The sequence below is a fragment of the Natronotalea proteinilytica genome (genome assembly GCF_055379935.1).
Genome location: NZ_AP043947.1, coordinates 2,070,202 through 2,087,126, shown reverse-complemented (window position 1 = coordinate 2,087,126; position 16,925 = coordinate 2,070,202). Strand labels below are relative to the sequence as shown.

General features: G+C 57.9%; 7 protein-coding genes. 6 read left to right on the top strand and 1 reads right to left on the bottom strand.

Annotated features, from left to right (window positions below):
* Window positions 1–71: 71 nt before the first annotated feature.
* The 3 genes from aroB (at window position 72) to rnr (ending at window position 8,262) form a co-directional block, all read left to right on the top strand.
* Window positions 72–1,166, top strand: a complete 1,095-nt coding sequence (aroB, locus tag ACZ5AL_RS08335) for a 3-dehydroquinate synthase (RefSeq protein WP_464509910.1) — start codon at window positions 72–74, stop codon at window positions 1,164–1,166.
* A gap of 64 nt (window positions 1,167–1,230) precedes the next feature.
* Complete coding sequence (locus ACZ5AL_RS08330; protein WP_464509909.1) at window positions 1,231–6,063, top strand: translocation/assembly module TamB domain-containing protein; 4,833 nt, start codon at window positions 1,231–1,233, stop codon at window positions 6,061–6,063.
* Between the two features lie 84 nt (window positions 6,064–6,147).
* On the top strand, window positions 6,148–8,262 hold the full coding sequence (gene rnr / locus ACZ5AL_RS08325) for a ribonuclease R (protein ID WP_464509908.1): 2,115 nt from the start codon (window positions 6,148–6,150) through the stop codon (window positions 8,260–8,262).
* A 1,108-nt stretch (window positions 8,263–9,370) separates the two neighbouring features.
* Here rnr and ACZ5AL_RS08320 read toward each other — a convergent pair.
* Window positions 9,371–10,168: a hypothetical protein gene (locus ACZ5AL_RS08320; protein ID WP_464509907.1), complete on the bottom strand. Its 798-nt coding sequence runs from the start codon at window positions 10,166–10,168 to the stop codon at window positions 9,371–9,373.
* A gap of 381 nt (window positions 10,169–10,549) precedes the next feature.
* On the opposite strand from ACZ5AL_RS08320, the gene ACZ5AL_RS08315 reads away from it, so the two are divergent.
* The 3 genes from ACZ5AL_RS08315 (at window position 10,550) to proB (ending at window position 16,878) form a co-directional block, all read left to right on the top strand.
* The gene (locus ACZ5AL_RS08315; RefSeq protein ID WP_464509906.1) at window positions 10,550–12,916 is read left to right on the top strand and encodes an amino acid permease; all 2,367 of its coding nucleotides are present in this window, start codon (window positions 10,550–10,552) and stop codon (window positions 12,914–12,916) included.
* Between the two features lie 190 nt (window positions 12,917–13,106).
* Window positions 13,107–15,398: an amino acid permease gene (locus ACZ5AL_RS08310; RefSeq protein ID WP_464509905.1), complete on the top strand. Its 2,292-nt coding sequence runs from the start codon at window positions 13,107–13,109 to the stop codon at window positions 15,396–15,398.
* A gap of 352 nt (window positions 15,399–15,750) precedes the next feature.
* Window positions 15,751–16,878 carry a glutamate 5-kinase gene (gene proB / locus ACZ5AL_RS08305; RefSeq protein ID WP_464513288.1) on the top strand — a complete coding sequence of 376 codons (1,128 nt, stop codon included), beginning with the start codon at window positions 15,751–15,753 and terminating at the stop codon, window positions 16,876–16,878.
* Window positions 16,879–16,925 lie beyond the last annotated feature (47 nt).

The window sequence follows — 16,925 nt, the reverse complement described above, 5'->3', positions numbered from 1 at the left end:
GAGTTGTGTGCTTCACGGCTCAGGGGTTTTGTATGGAGACTCACTGTGTTGCCCGGCTGCCGCACCTGCTCATGTCGCTTCGCCCCGCGCCTCTCTCTGTGCGCACTGACTCGCGCACGTATCCGATTCGTTTTGTTGCGCTTGCGACGGTTCCTACCGAACTGCGTCGCCTCAACCTCAATGGCCCCGACGTCATCATTGTGACGGATGAAAACGTAGCTGCCCACTATCGCTCTCCCCTGCTGCACGCGTTTGAATCAGACGGATGGACGCCCCACCTGATGGTCGTTCCCCCGGGTGAATCCAGCAAGTCGCTCGGTCAACTCAAGCAGATGTACGACACACTGCTTCCGCAGGGGATAGAACGCAGTACGCCTGTGTGCACGGTCGGCGGAGGCGTTGTAGGCGATCTGGGCGGATTCGCCGCCGCCACGCTCTTGCGCGGGCTTCCGCTCGTGCATGTACCCACCTCGCTACTGGCCCAGGTTGATAGCTCCATTGGCGGAAAAACCGGTATCAACCACGACGTAGGCAAGAACCTGATTGGCAGCTTCTACCAGCCGCACGCTGTATTGGTCGATCCCGAAACCTTACTCACCCTCCCTGCCAAGGAGTGGGTTAACGGCATGGCCGAGGCGGTAAAGCATGCTCTCATTGCCGATGTGGAGCTCATCGATTATCTGGAAGCGCATCTTGTCGATATTCTGGGGCACCACAATCTAGAAGCCACCGTTCCCGCGATTCGCAATGCCATGCAGGTGAAGGTGGACATTGTGGCGCAGGATGAGCGAGAGGCCGGGCGACGGGCCTGGCTCAACTTCGGACATACGTTTGCACACGCCATTGAGCACGTAGCCGGATACGGTGCCATTGCCCACGGACAGGCGGTGGCCATCGGCATGCGTGCAGCCCTCTACCTTTCGCATCAACGCTTTCCCGACGCCATCGACCGCGATCGTCTCGATGCGCTCATTACGCGGTTGCCGCGTCCCGACGTTTCGCATCTCCGCTTCGACCTGCTTCACCAGGCCATGCAACACGACAAAAAGACGCAAGACGGAACCCTCCGCTTTGTGCTGCTGCGCGCCCCCGGCGATCCGTTTGTTGCAGACGACTGCACCCCCGGCGCATTACGACACGCCTGGCAGTTTGCCTGCTCATCATGAATCCAAATAGCCCTCACGCCGTGTACGGTATGTCCCTTGCTCCGCACTTTGCTGTGGTCCTGCCGTGAACACGCCTGCTTCTTCATCGTGGCTGCGCACCGTTGCTACCTGGATGCTAGCCATTCTTTTGCTGGTAGTGGTTGCTTTCTTTGGCCTTACCCGTACCGAAGTGGGGCGCGACGGGCTGCGTGCGCAAATTGAAAACCAGTTCAACAATCAGTTCGAAGGCACGCTGGACATCGATCGCCTCGATGGCAACTTCATTCATGCCCTGTTTGCCACCAACGTACAGGTGCGAAGTCCACAGGGGCAGGTGGTTGTGCAAGCAGACTCGATGGTGCTGCGGCCCTCGTGGCGCTCGCTCCTCAACCGTACGATCGATTTGCACACCGCCGAGGCCCACGGCGTGCAGATGGTCGCTCAGCGCACCGGCGACGGCTGGCCCCTTGCCCACGCCTTTCGCACGGGGGCTCCTGACCCTGAAGCCGAGCCCGATCGCACTCCGTCCGACACAGTCCGTGTGGCCCGAGACCCCACGCTTCAGGTATCGCTCCCCCGTATCCGTCTTGTGGATACGCATGTGGTAACGCATCACGATGGGCCCGCCCCAGACGCTATTGCCAATGGGTGGATCACCGATGTGCTCAACACCACCGTGGATATTCCCGAAGCCGATTTATTGCTGGAGTGGGATCGAGGCGGCCCGCGTGCAGAGTTTGACATCCATCGCCTCCATCAGCCCGATACCGACCTGACCGTGCAGCATGTGCACGGCCACCTTGCGCAGACCGATGTGGGATGGCATCTGCATGACCTCTCGGTAGCAACCGATGCCACGCGTCTGTCCCTGACCGGACAGTGGGATGGCACGCGCACGGAGCAGGCGGCCCTGGCGCTTCAGGCCACTGCCGAGCCGTTTGACTTTGGTGAATGGGAGGCGTTTTTTCCGCGCATCACCCACACCGATGCGGTTACGCTTGACCTGAACGTGAGCGGACCGCTTGATGCGCTCGACCTGCATACGCTGCAGATCAATCAGCAAGAGACCACCTTCCGAGCGACAGGCGCGCTGTACGACCTGGCGCACACCCCCACCCTGGAAGCGACCGTCGATCTGCAGAACCTCACCGCTGCGGTTGCCTCCGCTTGGTCAGATGCACCGCTTCCTGCTGCGCTCAATGCCGCATTGCCGCTATCGGGCACCGCTACGCTAAACGGATCCGGACAAATTAGCAATCGCGCGGTAACCCAGGCTGTTGGATCGGTAGACCTCGATGTGGATGCCGATGTGGGCGGGCTGCAAACAACCGCTGACCTCACCTGGGCCCATGATGCTCCACTCGAATACGAGGCGCGCGTACGTCCCAACGCACTATCGCTTCACGAATTAGTGCCCGATGTGCCGGGGCCCACACTTATTACAGGCCTCATTGACATCAACGGCACCGGGCTTTCGTACGACACCGCTACAGCGCAGGCCGATGTGGCGCTCATCAACTCGCTGTTGGCAGGGGGCGAAGTGACTCGAACACACACCTCGCTGGCTCTGGACCAAGGCACGCTCCGGGGGAACGCAGCGCTCACGCAACGCCCCGATCACACGCTTGAAGCCGACTGGACGCTGCACCCGTCTACCGTCGATGGCTCGCGCACGCTGCAAGCCCACCTTCACACCACGAATTTCGACGTAAGCCCGTGGGGCGGGCCATGGCAGGCCACAGCCTTATCCACAGAGCTATCGTTGCACGCCACCACCACGGCCACCACCATTGAGTCTGCCACCCTAACGGCAGACATCGACCCGTCTACCCTCACGCCGGCCTTCTCTGACGTCGTTCCCGATCCCGAACCGCGCTCGGTGCCGGGCCACACCATCACCGCCACGCTCACCGCTGCCGACGCGTTGGGGCCGCCCAACATGCCGCGCCTGATCATTGGTGGCGACGTGATCCACCTGGCCGCCGGCGGCTCCGGATGGAATCAGCCAAGTGTTGCCTTGCTCGACGACTGGGCGCAGGCCTTGGCCGAAACCATTGCGTATGAGCATGAAGCCACCGGCTCCATGGAAACCGACATCAGCACCGCATCCGCTGAGCTGCCTACCTGGTCGTCGCTCGGGCGCCCCGACTCGCCATTTACCTTGTGGACCGAAGCCACTCTGCTCCGCTCCGAGGTGCTGCATGCCTGGATGCCCACTGTGCCAGAAACAGCGGACGACGCCACTGCACGGGCGGATGTGTATGCCGATGCCGACTCGGTGCATGCGCACCTGCATCTGCGCGCCAACACCCTTGAACGCGGAGCCCTGTCCGCTGATACGCTTAACGTGCGCGCAGGCATTGGCGCCGATGCGCACGGTTCGCTCCCCGAACGTCTACGCCTGACCACAGAAACCACCGCGCATCGGTTGCAAACCCCCGCAGCTACGCTGTTCGAACCAACCGTCAACCTGCAGTATGCCGCTCGCATGGGCACGCTCGCCCTTACAACCGGACAGCGCGAGCAAACCGGTCCCATTCGTGTCGAAGCCGACCTGCGTGCCTTCGACGACCGCAACGAAATCATCATGCATCACGTGGAGGCCCGTGCAGGCGAACATACGTGGCGCACCGCTGCCTCTAGCCGGTGGTCGGTCTACGCCGACCGCATCGAAGGCACTCCGCTGCGTCTGACCAGTGAGGCCCCCCTTGCCGAAAACGGCCCTGCGCAATCCATTGTCCTCGCAGGCGCCTTCTCGGATGCCGATGACGACACCTTGCAGCTTCAGTTTGACAACGTGCAACTGCTTCCCCTCTCGCAGCTGGCCGGATGGAACCAGCCGCTGGGTGGTCTTATCAATGGCGATATTGACATTGAAGGCTCCTGGCAAACGCCCGTTACCACGGGCAGCCTCAACATTACCGAGTGGTCGTTCGATCGCCGCCTGCTGGGCAATCTTTCCGTCTCTGCCGATTATACCGCCGGAGCCCCTGACCTCAACCTGGACCTTTCGTTGGTGCCCACGCCTGACGTAGACGCGCCCCGCGAAGCTACCGAGGCGCTCGTACCCGATGGTATCCAACAGGTGGTGTCTAACACGCTCGATCTCACCGGGCGGCTTCGCGTTGCTTCCGAAACCACCGAATGGGAGGACGACGAATGGCTCGATCTTGATCTGGATGTAGAACGCGCTGATCTCTTCTTCTTCGATTTCGTGTTTGGCGATGTACTCGAAAATATTGAAGGCTACACGACCGGCACATCGGCGATTACAGGACGCTGGGGCCACCCCGTCTTCGATGCCGACATGGAAGTAGATGGGCGCTTCACCATCCCGCGCTTTAACCTTGACTATGCCATTGCAGGGCCTATTGCCGTTGATGAGGAAGGAATTCACCTCAACAACGCCCGCCTGGATGATGGCGACGAGGGGGAAGCGAGTATTGCAGGAAGCGTGCTCTTTAACGACTATCAGTTCTTTTCTTTCGATCTGGAAAGTGAGGTCAACGAACTGACCATCATGGATGTGCAGCGCGCTCGCGATCTTCCCTTCTACGGATTTATTCGCGCGTCGGGCCCGCTTTCCCTTACGGGGCCGCTATCGAACACCACCCTTCGCTCGAACGATGCCCGCACCACATCCGATAGTGAAGTCTTCATCCCCATCACTGAGGCCGATGGGGCCGATACCAGCGGTTTCTTGATCTATGCCGACTCCACCAGCCAACTCCTGGATTGGCAGCAGCTTACACGACGCGCTAACATCTTTGCCGACCGTCCTGAAGGAGAGGCCTCCTTCCTCGATGGGATGGAAATTGACTTGAACATTGGTGTCACCCAGGGCGGGCGTCTGCACATCGTGTTCGATGCGCTCGTGGGAGATGTGATTACGACCGAAAGCACTGGGCGCGTTCAGCTGCAACGCGAAGACGGCATATTCTCGCTCTTTGGTAGTCTTGATGTCATTGGAGGCGACTATCTCTTTACAGCCGGTGAAGTGTTCGTGCGACGGTTCAACATCAACCGGGGAACGCTCTTTTGGGATGGCGATCCTATCAACGCAGAGCTTGACATCGAGGCAGACTACCGCACGCGGGCCTCTCCAGCCGGACTGCCGGGCTTTGATGAACGAAGTGCGCGCATCCCCGTTATCATTGATCTGGACATTACGGGCCGTGTTGAAACCCCCGAAGTGGCGCTTGGCCTCTCGCTCGATCGCGATCAGCGCGATCAACGCGTTGGCACCGACACGTTCGATGCGCTGCTAAACCAAGAAGACCTGATGACCGAGTTCGCAACCAGCGTGCTCCTTACCAATACCTTTTTGCTGACCACCGAAAACATTGCTGGCACCGGTTCGCGGGCGGGCGAAGGCGGGCGCCTAACAGATACGGGCGGCCAACTGGCGTTCAACAGCGTGTCGCAGCTTGTATCCAGCCAGCTCAATCGATACTTGAGTGAGGCCCTCCCGAACGTAGATATTAATGTGGGCGTTCAAGGCGAAACGACCGACGACTTAGACATTATCTACGGGGTTGCGCTACGCCTGATGGACGAACGTCTCATTATCCGAGGCGAAGGGGTGTACACCGGTAACGACGGGGTACGTGCCCAACAGTCAGGACCCCAAGGAGAATTTGCGGTAGAGGTGCGCTTGAGTAACCAAGTGTCTATGGAGGTCTTTTACCGCCGTACTGGCGATGACCTCACGCGGGGGCAAACCCTTACCAGCACAACGGGCGTAGGGCTATCGTACCAAACCCAGTTTGATACATGGGGCACGCTTTGGCGCCGTGTTATTGACGGCTCCAATGGCGATGCCGATGAGGAAGAGACCAACGATGAACCTCCGCCCACACTCGATCCCCCTGTTACCGAAACCGATACATCCATTGACACCCAGCCGCCCCGCCGATAAATCGGGATGCTCCCGAAACGGCGTGGCGTACTACCATGTGCTGCATCTGCAGTGTTCTGTTTTTTATCTAAGACAATCCACACCTTGAATACCTCAGTTTCGCCCTCTCCGATGCGTCAGGCTATCCTTTCGTTTCTGGAGGAGCACCCCAACACCGCCTTTCGCGATCATGAAATTGCACAGGCGCTTGACCTCGACGATAATCAGCGTTTCCTTCAGTTTGGCCGTACCCTCGAACGCCTCGCAGAGGCCGGTCTCATTCAGCAAAAGGGCGAGAAGTTCGCCCACAAATCCATTAAGCGAGGGGTGATTGGTACGCTTAGTGCCCACCCTAAAGGCTTTGGATTTGTGCAGGCTCGCGATGACGATGAAGAGTTCTTTATTCGCGAGTCGAACATGGGCACTGCATTGCATGGCGATGTTGTGCGCGTGGCTGTTGCGGCCCAGTCCAAACCCGACAAAAAGCGCGAGTGCGAAGTGCTAGAAGTGGTCGACCGCCGCCGCACGCAAATTGTCGGTACGTTCCAGTACCGAGGCTCCCATGCACTCGTCCAACCCGATGACCAGCGTATCCTGCAAGACGTGTTTGTATCTAAGGATGCGTTCAATGGGGCGCGCAACGGCCAAAAAGTGGTTGTCTCCGTTGATCGTTTTACCGACCGACGGGGCTCGCCTGAAGGACGCATTCTAAGCGTGCTCGGCGATGCCGATGACCCAAACGTACAGGTGCTCTCGCTCGCAAAGAGCATGGATGTGCGCACCGACTTTCCGGAACCGGTGCAGGAAGAAGCGGCGGCCATTTCCACCTCTATCCCCGCGTCCGAGATCGAGCAGCGGCGTGACTTGCGTGATGAGTACATCTTTACCATTGATCCGGACGATGCCAAGGACTTCGACGATGCGTTGCACATCAAAAAGAAAAATGGCAATTGGGAAGTGGGCGTCCACATTGCCGATGTGAGTCACTTCGTAAAGCCGGATACCGCAATAGATGCTGAAGCGCAAGAGCGGGCCACCAGTGTGTATCTGGTCGATCGCACCGTGCCCATGCTACCTGAAAAGCTGTCGAATCAAGTGTGCTCGCTGCGCCCCCACGAAGACACCCTTGCGTTTTCGTGTATTATGGAAATCACCAGTCAGGGCGAAGTCGTCGATTATGAGTTCTGCGAAACGGTGATTCACTCGAAGCGTCGCCTTACGTACGAGCAGGCGCAGCACTTTATCAGCGGCAACGATCCTGATGATAATGCTGCCCTCCCCGTAAAACAGGCCCACTCCCTGTCGAGCACGCTTACGCGCAATCGTATGCAAGGCGGCGGGATCGACTTTGGCTCCGACGAGGTGAAGGTTATCCTCGATGACGATGGCCACCCGGTGGATATTGTGGTCAAGGATCGTCTTGCAGCAAACCGGCTCATCGAGGAGTTCATGCTGCTTGCCAACCAGACCGCCGCGTCCCATATCGGCGATGCGAAGAATCCGAGACCGTTTGTCTACCGTGTGCACGAGGAGCCCGACGGCGAACGCATTCAAAAGCTGGCCGAGTATGTTAAAGTCTTTGGACACTCGTTGCCCCTTACCGATGGGAATGTGACGCCCAATGATCTAGGCAACTTGATTGAAACGATCAAAGGGAAACCCGAAGAGGTCGTCATCACGCGGGCCGCGCTGCGGGCCATGTCAAAGGCTGTGTACGATACCAAAAATAACGGACACTTTGGGCTCAACTTCGACTTCTATACCCACTTTACCAGTCCGATTCGGCGGTACCCTGACCTCATTGTACATCGCTTACTGAAGCATTATCTTAGCGGAGGCACCACCGCCGATCAAGAGCAGCTCAAAGCGCATTGTGAGCACTGCTCTGAAAAAGAGCGCGACGCCGAGGAGGCAGAGCGCGAGTCTGTGAAGCTGAAGCAGGTAGAGTATGCCCAAGCGCACATTGGGGAGACCTTTAAAGGCGTTGTGAGCGGCGTTACGAAGTTTGGGGTGTTTGTGGAGCTGAGCGACCTGCTCGTTGAAGGACTTGCACACGTTCGCGACATGGACGATGATTACTACGTGTATGACGAGGAGACGTACACCATGCGAGGACGCGAAAAAGGGGCAACGTATCGACCCGGCGACACGGTGACCGTGCGTATTGTAAGTGCCAATGTCGATAAGCGCGAAATCGACCTGTGGATTGTAAGTAGCTAAGAACGCACTGTTTATCGATTGGGTAAAGCCCTTGCAGGCTGTGCATGATACGTGCAGCACGCAAGGGCTTGTTTGATGCAGTACTCTGTCACACCTGATTGTTAGGGTACGGGGACTGTGCCAACCTCTGTGCCCCCCCCCCTCCAAAAAACCTGTCATGGTGAGCACGCGACGAGCCCAGCCCGGAGCACGCCGAACCATCTCCGCGACGTTCAGCAGGCTCTGATCGATCAAGCGGCCCTGCTCATTTCGAGGGAGGTTTTTACTCACTGCGTTCGCCTGTCCCGGACGTGATCCGGGATCTGCTACGCTCGTGTCAGGACTCCGCGTCTCCTAAGTAAGATCACGGGCCAACTTGGAGTTTCGAATCTAAACTCCTCCCAGGCTTTTCATAGTCCTTGCACATAACTTTCTCTCTGATATTTCGTTGATGAAAAATTTGACTTCCCCACCGTCTGTTCAATGAGAGACTGTTGGACCCCACAAAAAGAACCCACCTGGGCGTCTGCTCGGGCGAGTGGATCCTGAATCAAGTTCAGGATGACGTGTCGGGGGGACGGTGCTGGGAGACGAAAGCTCCCTTTCAATCCAAATGCCTCCCTCCCGAACGTCATCCAGATCCTAAATCGAGTTCAGGACAGGCAAGCGATTATCAACGATTATCACCATCTCAGGTTGTGTGCATAGACTAGCAGGTTTTTCGGGAGAGAGAAAGGGCCTGGATGGCCGTTTCCAGCGAATGCGTGGCGATTTTCCCCACTCCGAACTCCTGTCGGCGCGCTTCGGTCGAACCGGCGGTATTCCCCAAAACGCTGTCTGACTGTACTTAATGCTGTGTCAAACCTGAATGTTAGGGTCCAAACTTGTCATCGCGAGGAGGGAGCCCTGCGACTGACGCGGCGCTGGGTGGAGCCCGAGTACTCCTGGGGTGCGATCTCATGCCGTTGATTGGGCAGCTACATCCGGTCTGATAGCATGAGATTGCGTCGCTGCGCTCGCAATGACATGATTGTAGATTTTTCTCGGTACGTTAGGAGACACATGCGTTCCCCGAAGATTGACGTGTGACACAGCAGTAAGGCCTAATCCGGTATGAGAGCCCTGAACGTCAGAACTCGGTTGTACAACTCGCAGGCAGGGGCCGGTGGTACTGCGCGAGGGCGGCAGACAGCAGGCCGGCGGCACCGACCAGTTCGAGTGATTCTTCGACGAGGGTGTCCATCAACCAGAAGCCCAACTCCGGTTGGCGATACACGTCGGGATCCAGCAGGTGCTCGCTGAACATGAGATCGAGCCAGGCTGTGCCGACGGTGTTATACCAGAACCCGATACCGCTGGACGCCGAAAAGAAAGCAGCCACCGCATAAAAGCCAAACCCGATGATCAGATATCGGTGTATCGTGGGCATTTGGCGGATGCGGTGATAGCTACGATAGAAGGCGTAGACCGGCAGGACAGCCAGTGCCGGAAAGTAGATAAACAGTTCAAAGATAACCACTACTGCACCTTCGTACGCACGCAGAAAAGGAAAGACCGCAAGCAATTCTAAGATGCGATGCCGCGGACTCCCCGCGTCTTCTATGACAAGCAGCATCCCGCCCGCGGCCATCAGCGTCCAGAAGATGAACAGGGCTCGGTCGGATGTGCGTTGTAGCTGTCCAGCACGGTAGGCGCTAAGGATGCTAAAACTTCCCAGACACAGCCACTGCATCCACTCAATGGGGCTGCGGTCATCGAACCAGGCGTAAAAGAACGCATTGTTCTCGTTGAACATATGAGGGCTGGCTTTAAACGTAAACCAGGCGCCCCATTCCCATGCATTAAGCACATCGAGCAGGAGAACTCCGCCCCACGAAGCCCCGAGCAGGCACAAGATTACGAGGAACAGATGGTGAGCGGATGGCACACGAAGCATCTAATAGTGGACGATGTGAGTAGGCCGGTGGTGTGTTAGGGGCAGACGGATGGGTCTTGCTACAGTTGACTTGTCGGAAGTGATGCAGGGTCAGGCAGATATTCTACGTTATGAATAGAGACTGTCTGCTCGTGTCGCGGACGGTCAGGCATGTTGATAGGGCATCCAGGGCTGGCCGTTTACGGTGAATCCGTAACAAATCGACGATAGTGCAGGCCCACGCTGGACACTGTCTGTAGCAATGGTTATGCTGTTCTTAGGCAGACACAAACCTTCCGATGCCAGTGTTTGACATCAAGTGTTTGGCATGTCTTGGCATCCGGACAGTGTTGGTTCGCTACGATCAATCAAAACCCCCACGAGGTACTTTCTTTGGCGCAAGACGATCTCCGACGTGAATTAGGATTCTGGGATGCGCTCACCATTGGAGCCGGCACGATGATTGGCGCCGGCATTTTCCTTCTGGCCGGAGTGGCGCTTGAACTGACGGGGCCGGCGGCGATCTTTTCGTATTTGGCCGCGGGCCTTGTTTGCATGATTACCGCAGCCAGTGCGGCGGAACTTGCCACCGGCATGCCAACCTCCGGAGGCGATTATTTCTTCGTTTCTCGCTCACTGGGACCTGCACTTGGCGCCATCTCGGGAGTTGGCATCTGGTTGAGTCTGACGTTTGCCATTGCCTTCTACCTCTTTGGGCTCGGCGAATACCTCTCTCAATTTGCACCCATTACGCCGTTCTGGGGCGCGTTTATCGGAGGGGTACTGCTCACCGCTCTCAACGTATACGGGGCCAAAGAATCCGGTCAAACGCAGGTGATCGTCGTTCTTACCCTGTTTGCGATTCTGGGCGGCTTCTGCCTGATCGGACTCTTCTACATTGATGTAGACAATTTCGAGCCGTTCTTTCCCTTTGGGTCAGCTCCTGTAGCATCTACCACCGCACTGGTATTTGTATCGTTTCTGGGGTTTGTGAAGATTGCTGCGGTGGCTGAAGAGATTAAGAACCCAGCCAAGAACCTACCGCGTGCCCTGATTGGGTCGGTGGCGTTGGTTACGCTTCTTTACGTAGTGATTCTGCTCATCATTGGAGGCGTCTTTACGCAAGAAACGATCGGCGATGTGCACGACCCCCTCACGCAGGCTGCCCGTTTGATGCTAGGACCCGTGGGAGCCGGTATCATCATCTTTGCCGGACTGCTGGCGACGGTGTCGTCGGCGAACGCCAGTATTTTGGCATCGTCGCGCATCAACCTGGCGATGGCCCGCGATCGTATGGTGCCGGGCTGGCTGAGCACCATCCACGAAACGCTCATGACGCCGCACCGCGCTATTCTGCTCACGGGCGTGCTGTCGCTCTCGTTTCTGCTGATTGAAAGCCTGGAGGACCTTGCTAAAATTGCCAGTGTGCTCCAGCTGTACAGCTATGCCGCCCTGAACATTGGATGCATCACGCTGCGCGTAGCTAAGCCTGACTGGTACGAACCGGCCTATCGCACCCCGCTTTTTCCGTATGCCCAGGTGTTTGCCGCCATTGCGTGTGTCGGCATTATGCTCTACTCGGGGCCGTTTGCGCAAATTGCGGTGCTTGTCCTCATCGTGGTCAGCCTGACCTGGTATGCCGTCTGGGGGCGCAGCCGCGTAGACATTAAACACGCCGTGCCCGAGTTCAAAGCCGAGTGGCAAGAGCACGGATGGAGCGTCTTTACACGGCCTACGCCTACCATAAAGGTCGGAATTCCCGAGGCGGTGCTTCCCGGAGAGCGGACTATTAATACCATTGAGCCGCGCCGCGTTGCGGTGGCGCTAGCCAACCCCGATACCGAAGCCGATATGCTTAAAATGGGCCGATACATTGCTACAGGGCGCGATGTAGGCGGACACGTAACCGGACTGCACCTTGTTCGGGTGCCGTTGCAGACGCCGCTTAAAGAGGCCCGTGAACAGTTTGCCGAACGCCCCTCGCTGGAGCAGACGATTGCCGATCTTGCAGTGCAGGCGGAAGGCGAGATGGCTGAAAATGGAACCGACAGCCGTCCCTACTTGCAGACGAAGATCGAGTCGTCGATTGATGTGGCGCACGATGTGTTTGGCGGGCTGATCAACGAAACTGTGCGCGAGAAGGCCGATCTGCTGCTGATGGGGTGGCGTGGCGGATTCAATGTAAGCAACATCTACAACAGCCCATCGCAGCGCATCATTCGGGATCTCCCCGCTGATGTTGCCTTTCTGAAGGACCGCGGCTTTGGGCAGATGAAAAAGATTCTGTTGCCATGGGGCGGCGGGCTGCATGCGCGTCTCGGACTCGAAATCGGTGTGCGGATTGCCCAGGCTACGGGCGCTAATCTACATGTGCTGCGTGTGGTGCGTGAAGGAGTCGACCCGGAAAGCGAAAAAACATCGTTGCAGCGCACCGTACGCAACGAGATCGGTGACGACAATACGATTATCTACCAGGTGGAGCATGCCGAGAGCGTGACCGGTGGCATTGAACGAGCGATGGCGCAAGACAACTTTGATCTCACAATCATCGGCGCCTCGCGGGAGTGGACGTTCCGGCAGGTGCTCTTCGGGTCGATTCCCGATGTGATAGCAGATCAGGCCGACTCCTCGGTGCTGATGGTGCGCCGCTATGTACCGGATACGCTGCCCACCAAGGCCACAGAAGGGTTCAAGCGGCTCAAGGAGCGCATTGGACTGACTACCTCGCCGCAAATCGATACGGCGGGCCGAACCTCTTGACGAGACTCCGACTGTGGCATAGTTGCACCACAGAGCAGGCCCCACGGGAGACGATGGGTCGAACAGGGTACATTCGCTGCGTGCGGGTCGCATGTAGTTGGATCGGATAGGACGAGGCGGGGTAGCATTGACTAACCGTTGATGTACATCCCTACGGGCTTTCCCATAAAATAAAAGCGTCTAACTTTTCATGGCTGACTCCGAATCACAAGCTGGGCCTGTAGAACCCTCTTCCGAAGCCCCCGCTGTGGAGCATGAAGCCGTAGGCGACGATGTCGAACCCTCGGCTGAGTCGGATATTATGCCGGAGGGCACCAAGTATGGCACCTTTGCTGGGGTGTTTGTGCCGACGCTGCTTACGATTTTGGGCGTGATTATGTACTTGCGTACCGGCTGGGTGGTCGGGAATGCGGGGCTGATTGGCGGGCTGTTGGTGATTGGCCTGGCATTCGGGATTGTGACGGCGACGGGGCTCTCGATGTCGTCGATCACGACCAATATTCGGATTGGGGCCGGTGGGGCGTATTCGATCATCTCGCAGTCGCTGGGCTTGGAAGTGGGCGGGGCGGTAGGCATTCCGCTCTACCTGGCGCAGGCGCTGGCGGTAACGATGTACATCTTTGGCTTTCGAGAAGGCTGGCTCTGGGTGTTTCCTGAACATCCGGCGCTGCTAGTTGATCTGATTGCGTTTGGGTTGATCTTTGGCATCGCGTACATCAGCGCAAGCCTGGCCTTTCGGGTGCAATATGTGATTCTGGCCATCATTGTGGCATCGCTCATATCGGTGGCCATGGCGGCAGCAACGGGATCGATGATGATTCCGTTTGAAGACATCCAGCTGTTTGGCGACTTCCCCGGCGCGCCGGAAGATGGCTTCCCCGGTGTGTCGTTCTGGGTGATCTTTGCTGTGTTCTTTCCGGCCGCTACCGGGATTATGGCGGGGGCGAATATGTCGGGGGAACTGAAGAACCCGCGTACGAGCATTCCGCTGGGTACGATGAGCGCCATCGGGCTCAGTTTTGTGATCTATGTGCTGGTTGCCATCTGGTTGCTCCGCTCGGCGCCGCCCGAGGAGTTGCTCACCAACTACACGGTCATGATTGATATGGCGTACTGGGGGCCACCGGTGCTGGCAGGACTGCTAGGGGCGACGTTTTCTTCCGCGCTGGCCTCGGCGGTGGGCGCGCCGCGCATCTTGCAGGCGCTGGGCAATCACGACATTCTGCCTGCAAGTGGATGGATGTCGCAGCGCACCGATGCCGGCGAGCCACGCAACGCGATGCTGATTACCGGAGGCATTGTCCTGGCCGCGCTGATGGTGCGCGACCTGAATGCAATTGCGCCGCTTATCACCATGTTCTTCCTAATCACCTACACCATGATTAATGTAGTGGTGTTTGTGGAGCAAACCCTGGGACTGGTGAGCTTTCGCCCCATTCTTCGGATGCCGCGCGTTGTGTCGTTTGCGGGGGCTGCAGGGTGTCTGATGGCGATGTTCATCGTGAATCCGACCTTTGGGCTGGCGGCTATGGCCATTGTGGTGGTGTTCTACGGCGTGCTCGTACGCCGCACCCTCGACCACTCCATGGCCGATGTGCGAAGCGGGCTCTTTGTGTCGCTGGCGGAGTGGGCCGCTAAAAACGTGAAGGACCTGAGCTCGCGACAAGAGCGGGCGTGGAAGCCGAACATTTTGGTGCCCATCCGCGATGCCGATACGTTACGCGGATCGTTCCTCTTTGTGCAGGACTTGGCCTCCCCGAAAGGCGCGGTAAACCTGCTGGGACTGGATAGCGAGCATTCCTCTGAGGACCTGTCGCGCCAGATTGAGGACATGACATCAGCCTTTCGCAAGCGCGGCGTGTTTGCCTCTTCAGCGGTGGTATCGGCCGAACGATTTGCGCCGAGCCTCACTGCCAGCATCCAAACCATGCAGGGGGCCTTCTTTAAGCCGAACATTCTCTTTCTGCCTCTGCCCGACGATGACGAACGCGAAAACGACTATGCCCAATTGGTCCACACAGCCAGCGATCAGCAGATGGGCACGTGCATCTATGCGCCCCACCGCCGCGCTGGACTCGGACAGCGCGAAACCGTGAACGTCTGGATCAACGACCGCAGTCCCGACTGGGAGGTGTCCATGGATATCGGCAACCTGGATCTGCCGCTGCTCCTGGCGTATAAGCTCAGGCGCAACTGGGATGCGGAGATGCGCTTGCTAACGGTTGTAGGCACCGAAGAGCAGGCCGATGAGGCGCGTGCCTTCCTGCATACGCTGATTGATCTGGCCCGTATGCCGGAGGCGATGGTGGAGGTCCATGTGGGCGAGTTTGAACCCTACCTGTCGAAGGCGCCACGCGGCGATGTGAACATCTTTGGGCTGATGGATCCGCCTAACTTTGCCCGGATGCGCGATGTGGTAGACCGCACCCGCACCAGCGGCCTGTTTGTTCTCGATTCGGGTCAGGAAAGTGCGCTCGCGTAGGGCTACGTATGGAGATATGAACGTATGGACGTATGCAGGACGCGGAGTGCGTCTCGAAGAAGCATGCCACAGGAGCTTGTATGTACCCGAAGAATATTGGGTAGCGTTAGGATGTTAAGTGATTGACATATGGTTTACATCATCATCGCAACCCGCTCAAACCCCCTCTCCCTACGGGTCTCTCCCCCTTGGCCAAGGGGGAGATGTCCACAGGATCACGCCTGCGTCGAAGCTCGAAGACAGAGGAGGTTCGAACAAGACAAAACTGCGGTCTCCGATCACCTTATCATTTAGTTCCTATCCACTGCCGAACATTGTACATTGAACGGCTATCCCGCACGTACCCATGCTCGTGTCTCTTCCTGATTGGCAGACCGCTGTTTTAAAGGTGGGCAGTGCCCTGGTAGCTCCTGATGCGCGAGGGTGTTCAACACGCTATCTTCTTCCGATTGCGCAGTGGATTCGAGAGTGCCGCTCGCAGGGAAAAACCGTGATTGTGGTGTCGTCGGGCGCGGTGGCTGCCGGGCGTGCCTTGCTGGGTGATGTCAATACACCTCCCAACAGCACCATTCCCGAAAAGCAGGCCCTGGCCGCAATTGGGCAACCCCAACTGATGGCGCACTGGAGCCGTCTCTTTGATGTGCCCTGTGCTCAGGTGCTGCTCACCTACGACGATCTGCGACGTCGTACGCACTTCGTAAATGCCAAAAATACCCTGTCGGCACTTATCGACACCGGCGCATTGCCTATCGTCAATGAGAACGATACCGTTGCGGTGGAAGAACTACAGGTGGGCGACAACGACAACCTGGCTGCCTTTGTGGCTGTGCTTGCTGAAGCCGACTTGCTTGTAATGTGCTCTGATGTGGATGGACTTTACGATGCTGATCCCCACACCACCCCGAATGCGACCCGTATCCCCCACGTCGATGCCATCGATGCAACAACGTACGCGCTGGCTGGAGGAAGCCACCATGCCGCTGCCACCGGCGGCATGCGCACCAAGCTCGAAGCGGCTGAAAAAGCAACCGATCGTGGCATTCCGTCCGTAATCGTAAATGGAAAAAAGCGGGCGCACCTCGATGCTTTGCGTGAGGGCTATGTGCCCGGTACATTGTTTGCCGCCGCCACCCCCGATCGGCAACTTTCGAGTCGCAAACACTGGATGCGTCATGCCTTGCCTGCGGTGGGCACCATTGTTGTTGACGAGGGCGCAGCGCGTGCGCTGCAGGAGCAAGGGGCGTCGTTGCTTCCGTCGGGCATTATTGATGTGCAGGGATCGTTTGCACAGGGCGATGCCGTATTGGTTGCCCGCCGTACAGAGGGAGATCCCCACCCCCTGGCCAAGGGCATGGTTCAGTACAGCGCCGCCCACGTACGCAAAATACAGGGCAAGCACAGTACAGCTATTGCCGAGGTGCTTGACACCGCACCGACCGATTACGTCATCCACCGTGATGACCTGGTGCTGATCGCTTAAATGAACACACTCAGCAACGGCACAAGCCCCCCGAGCCTGTGTATAGC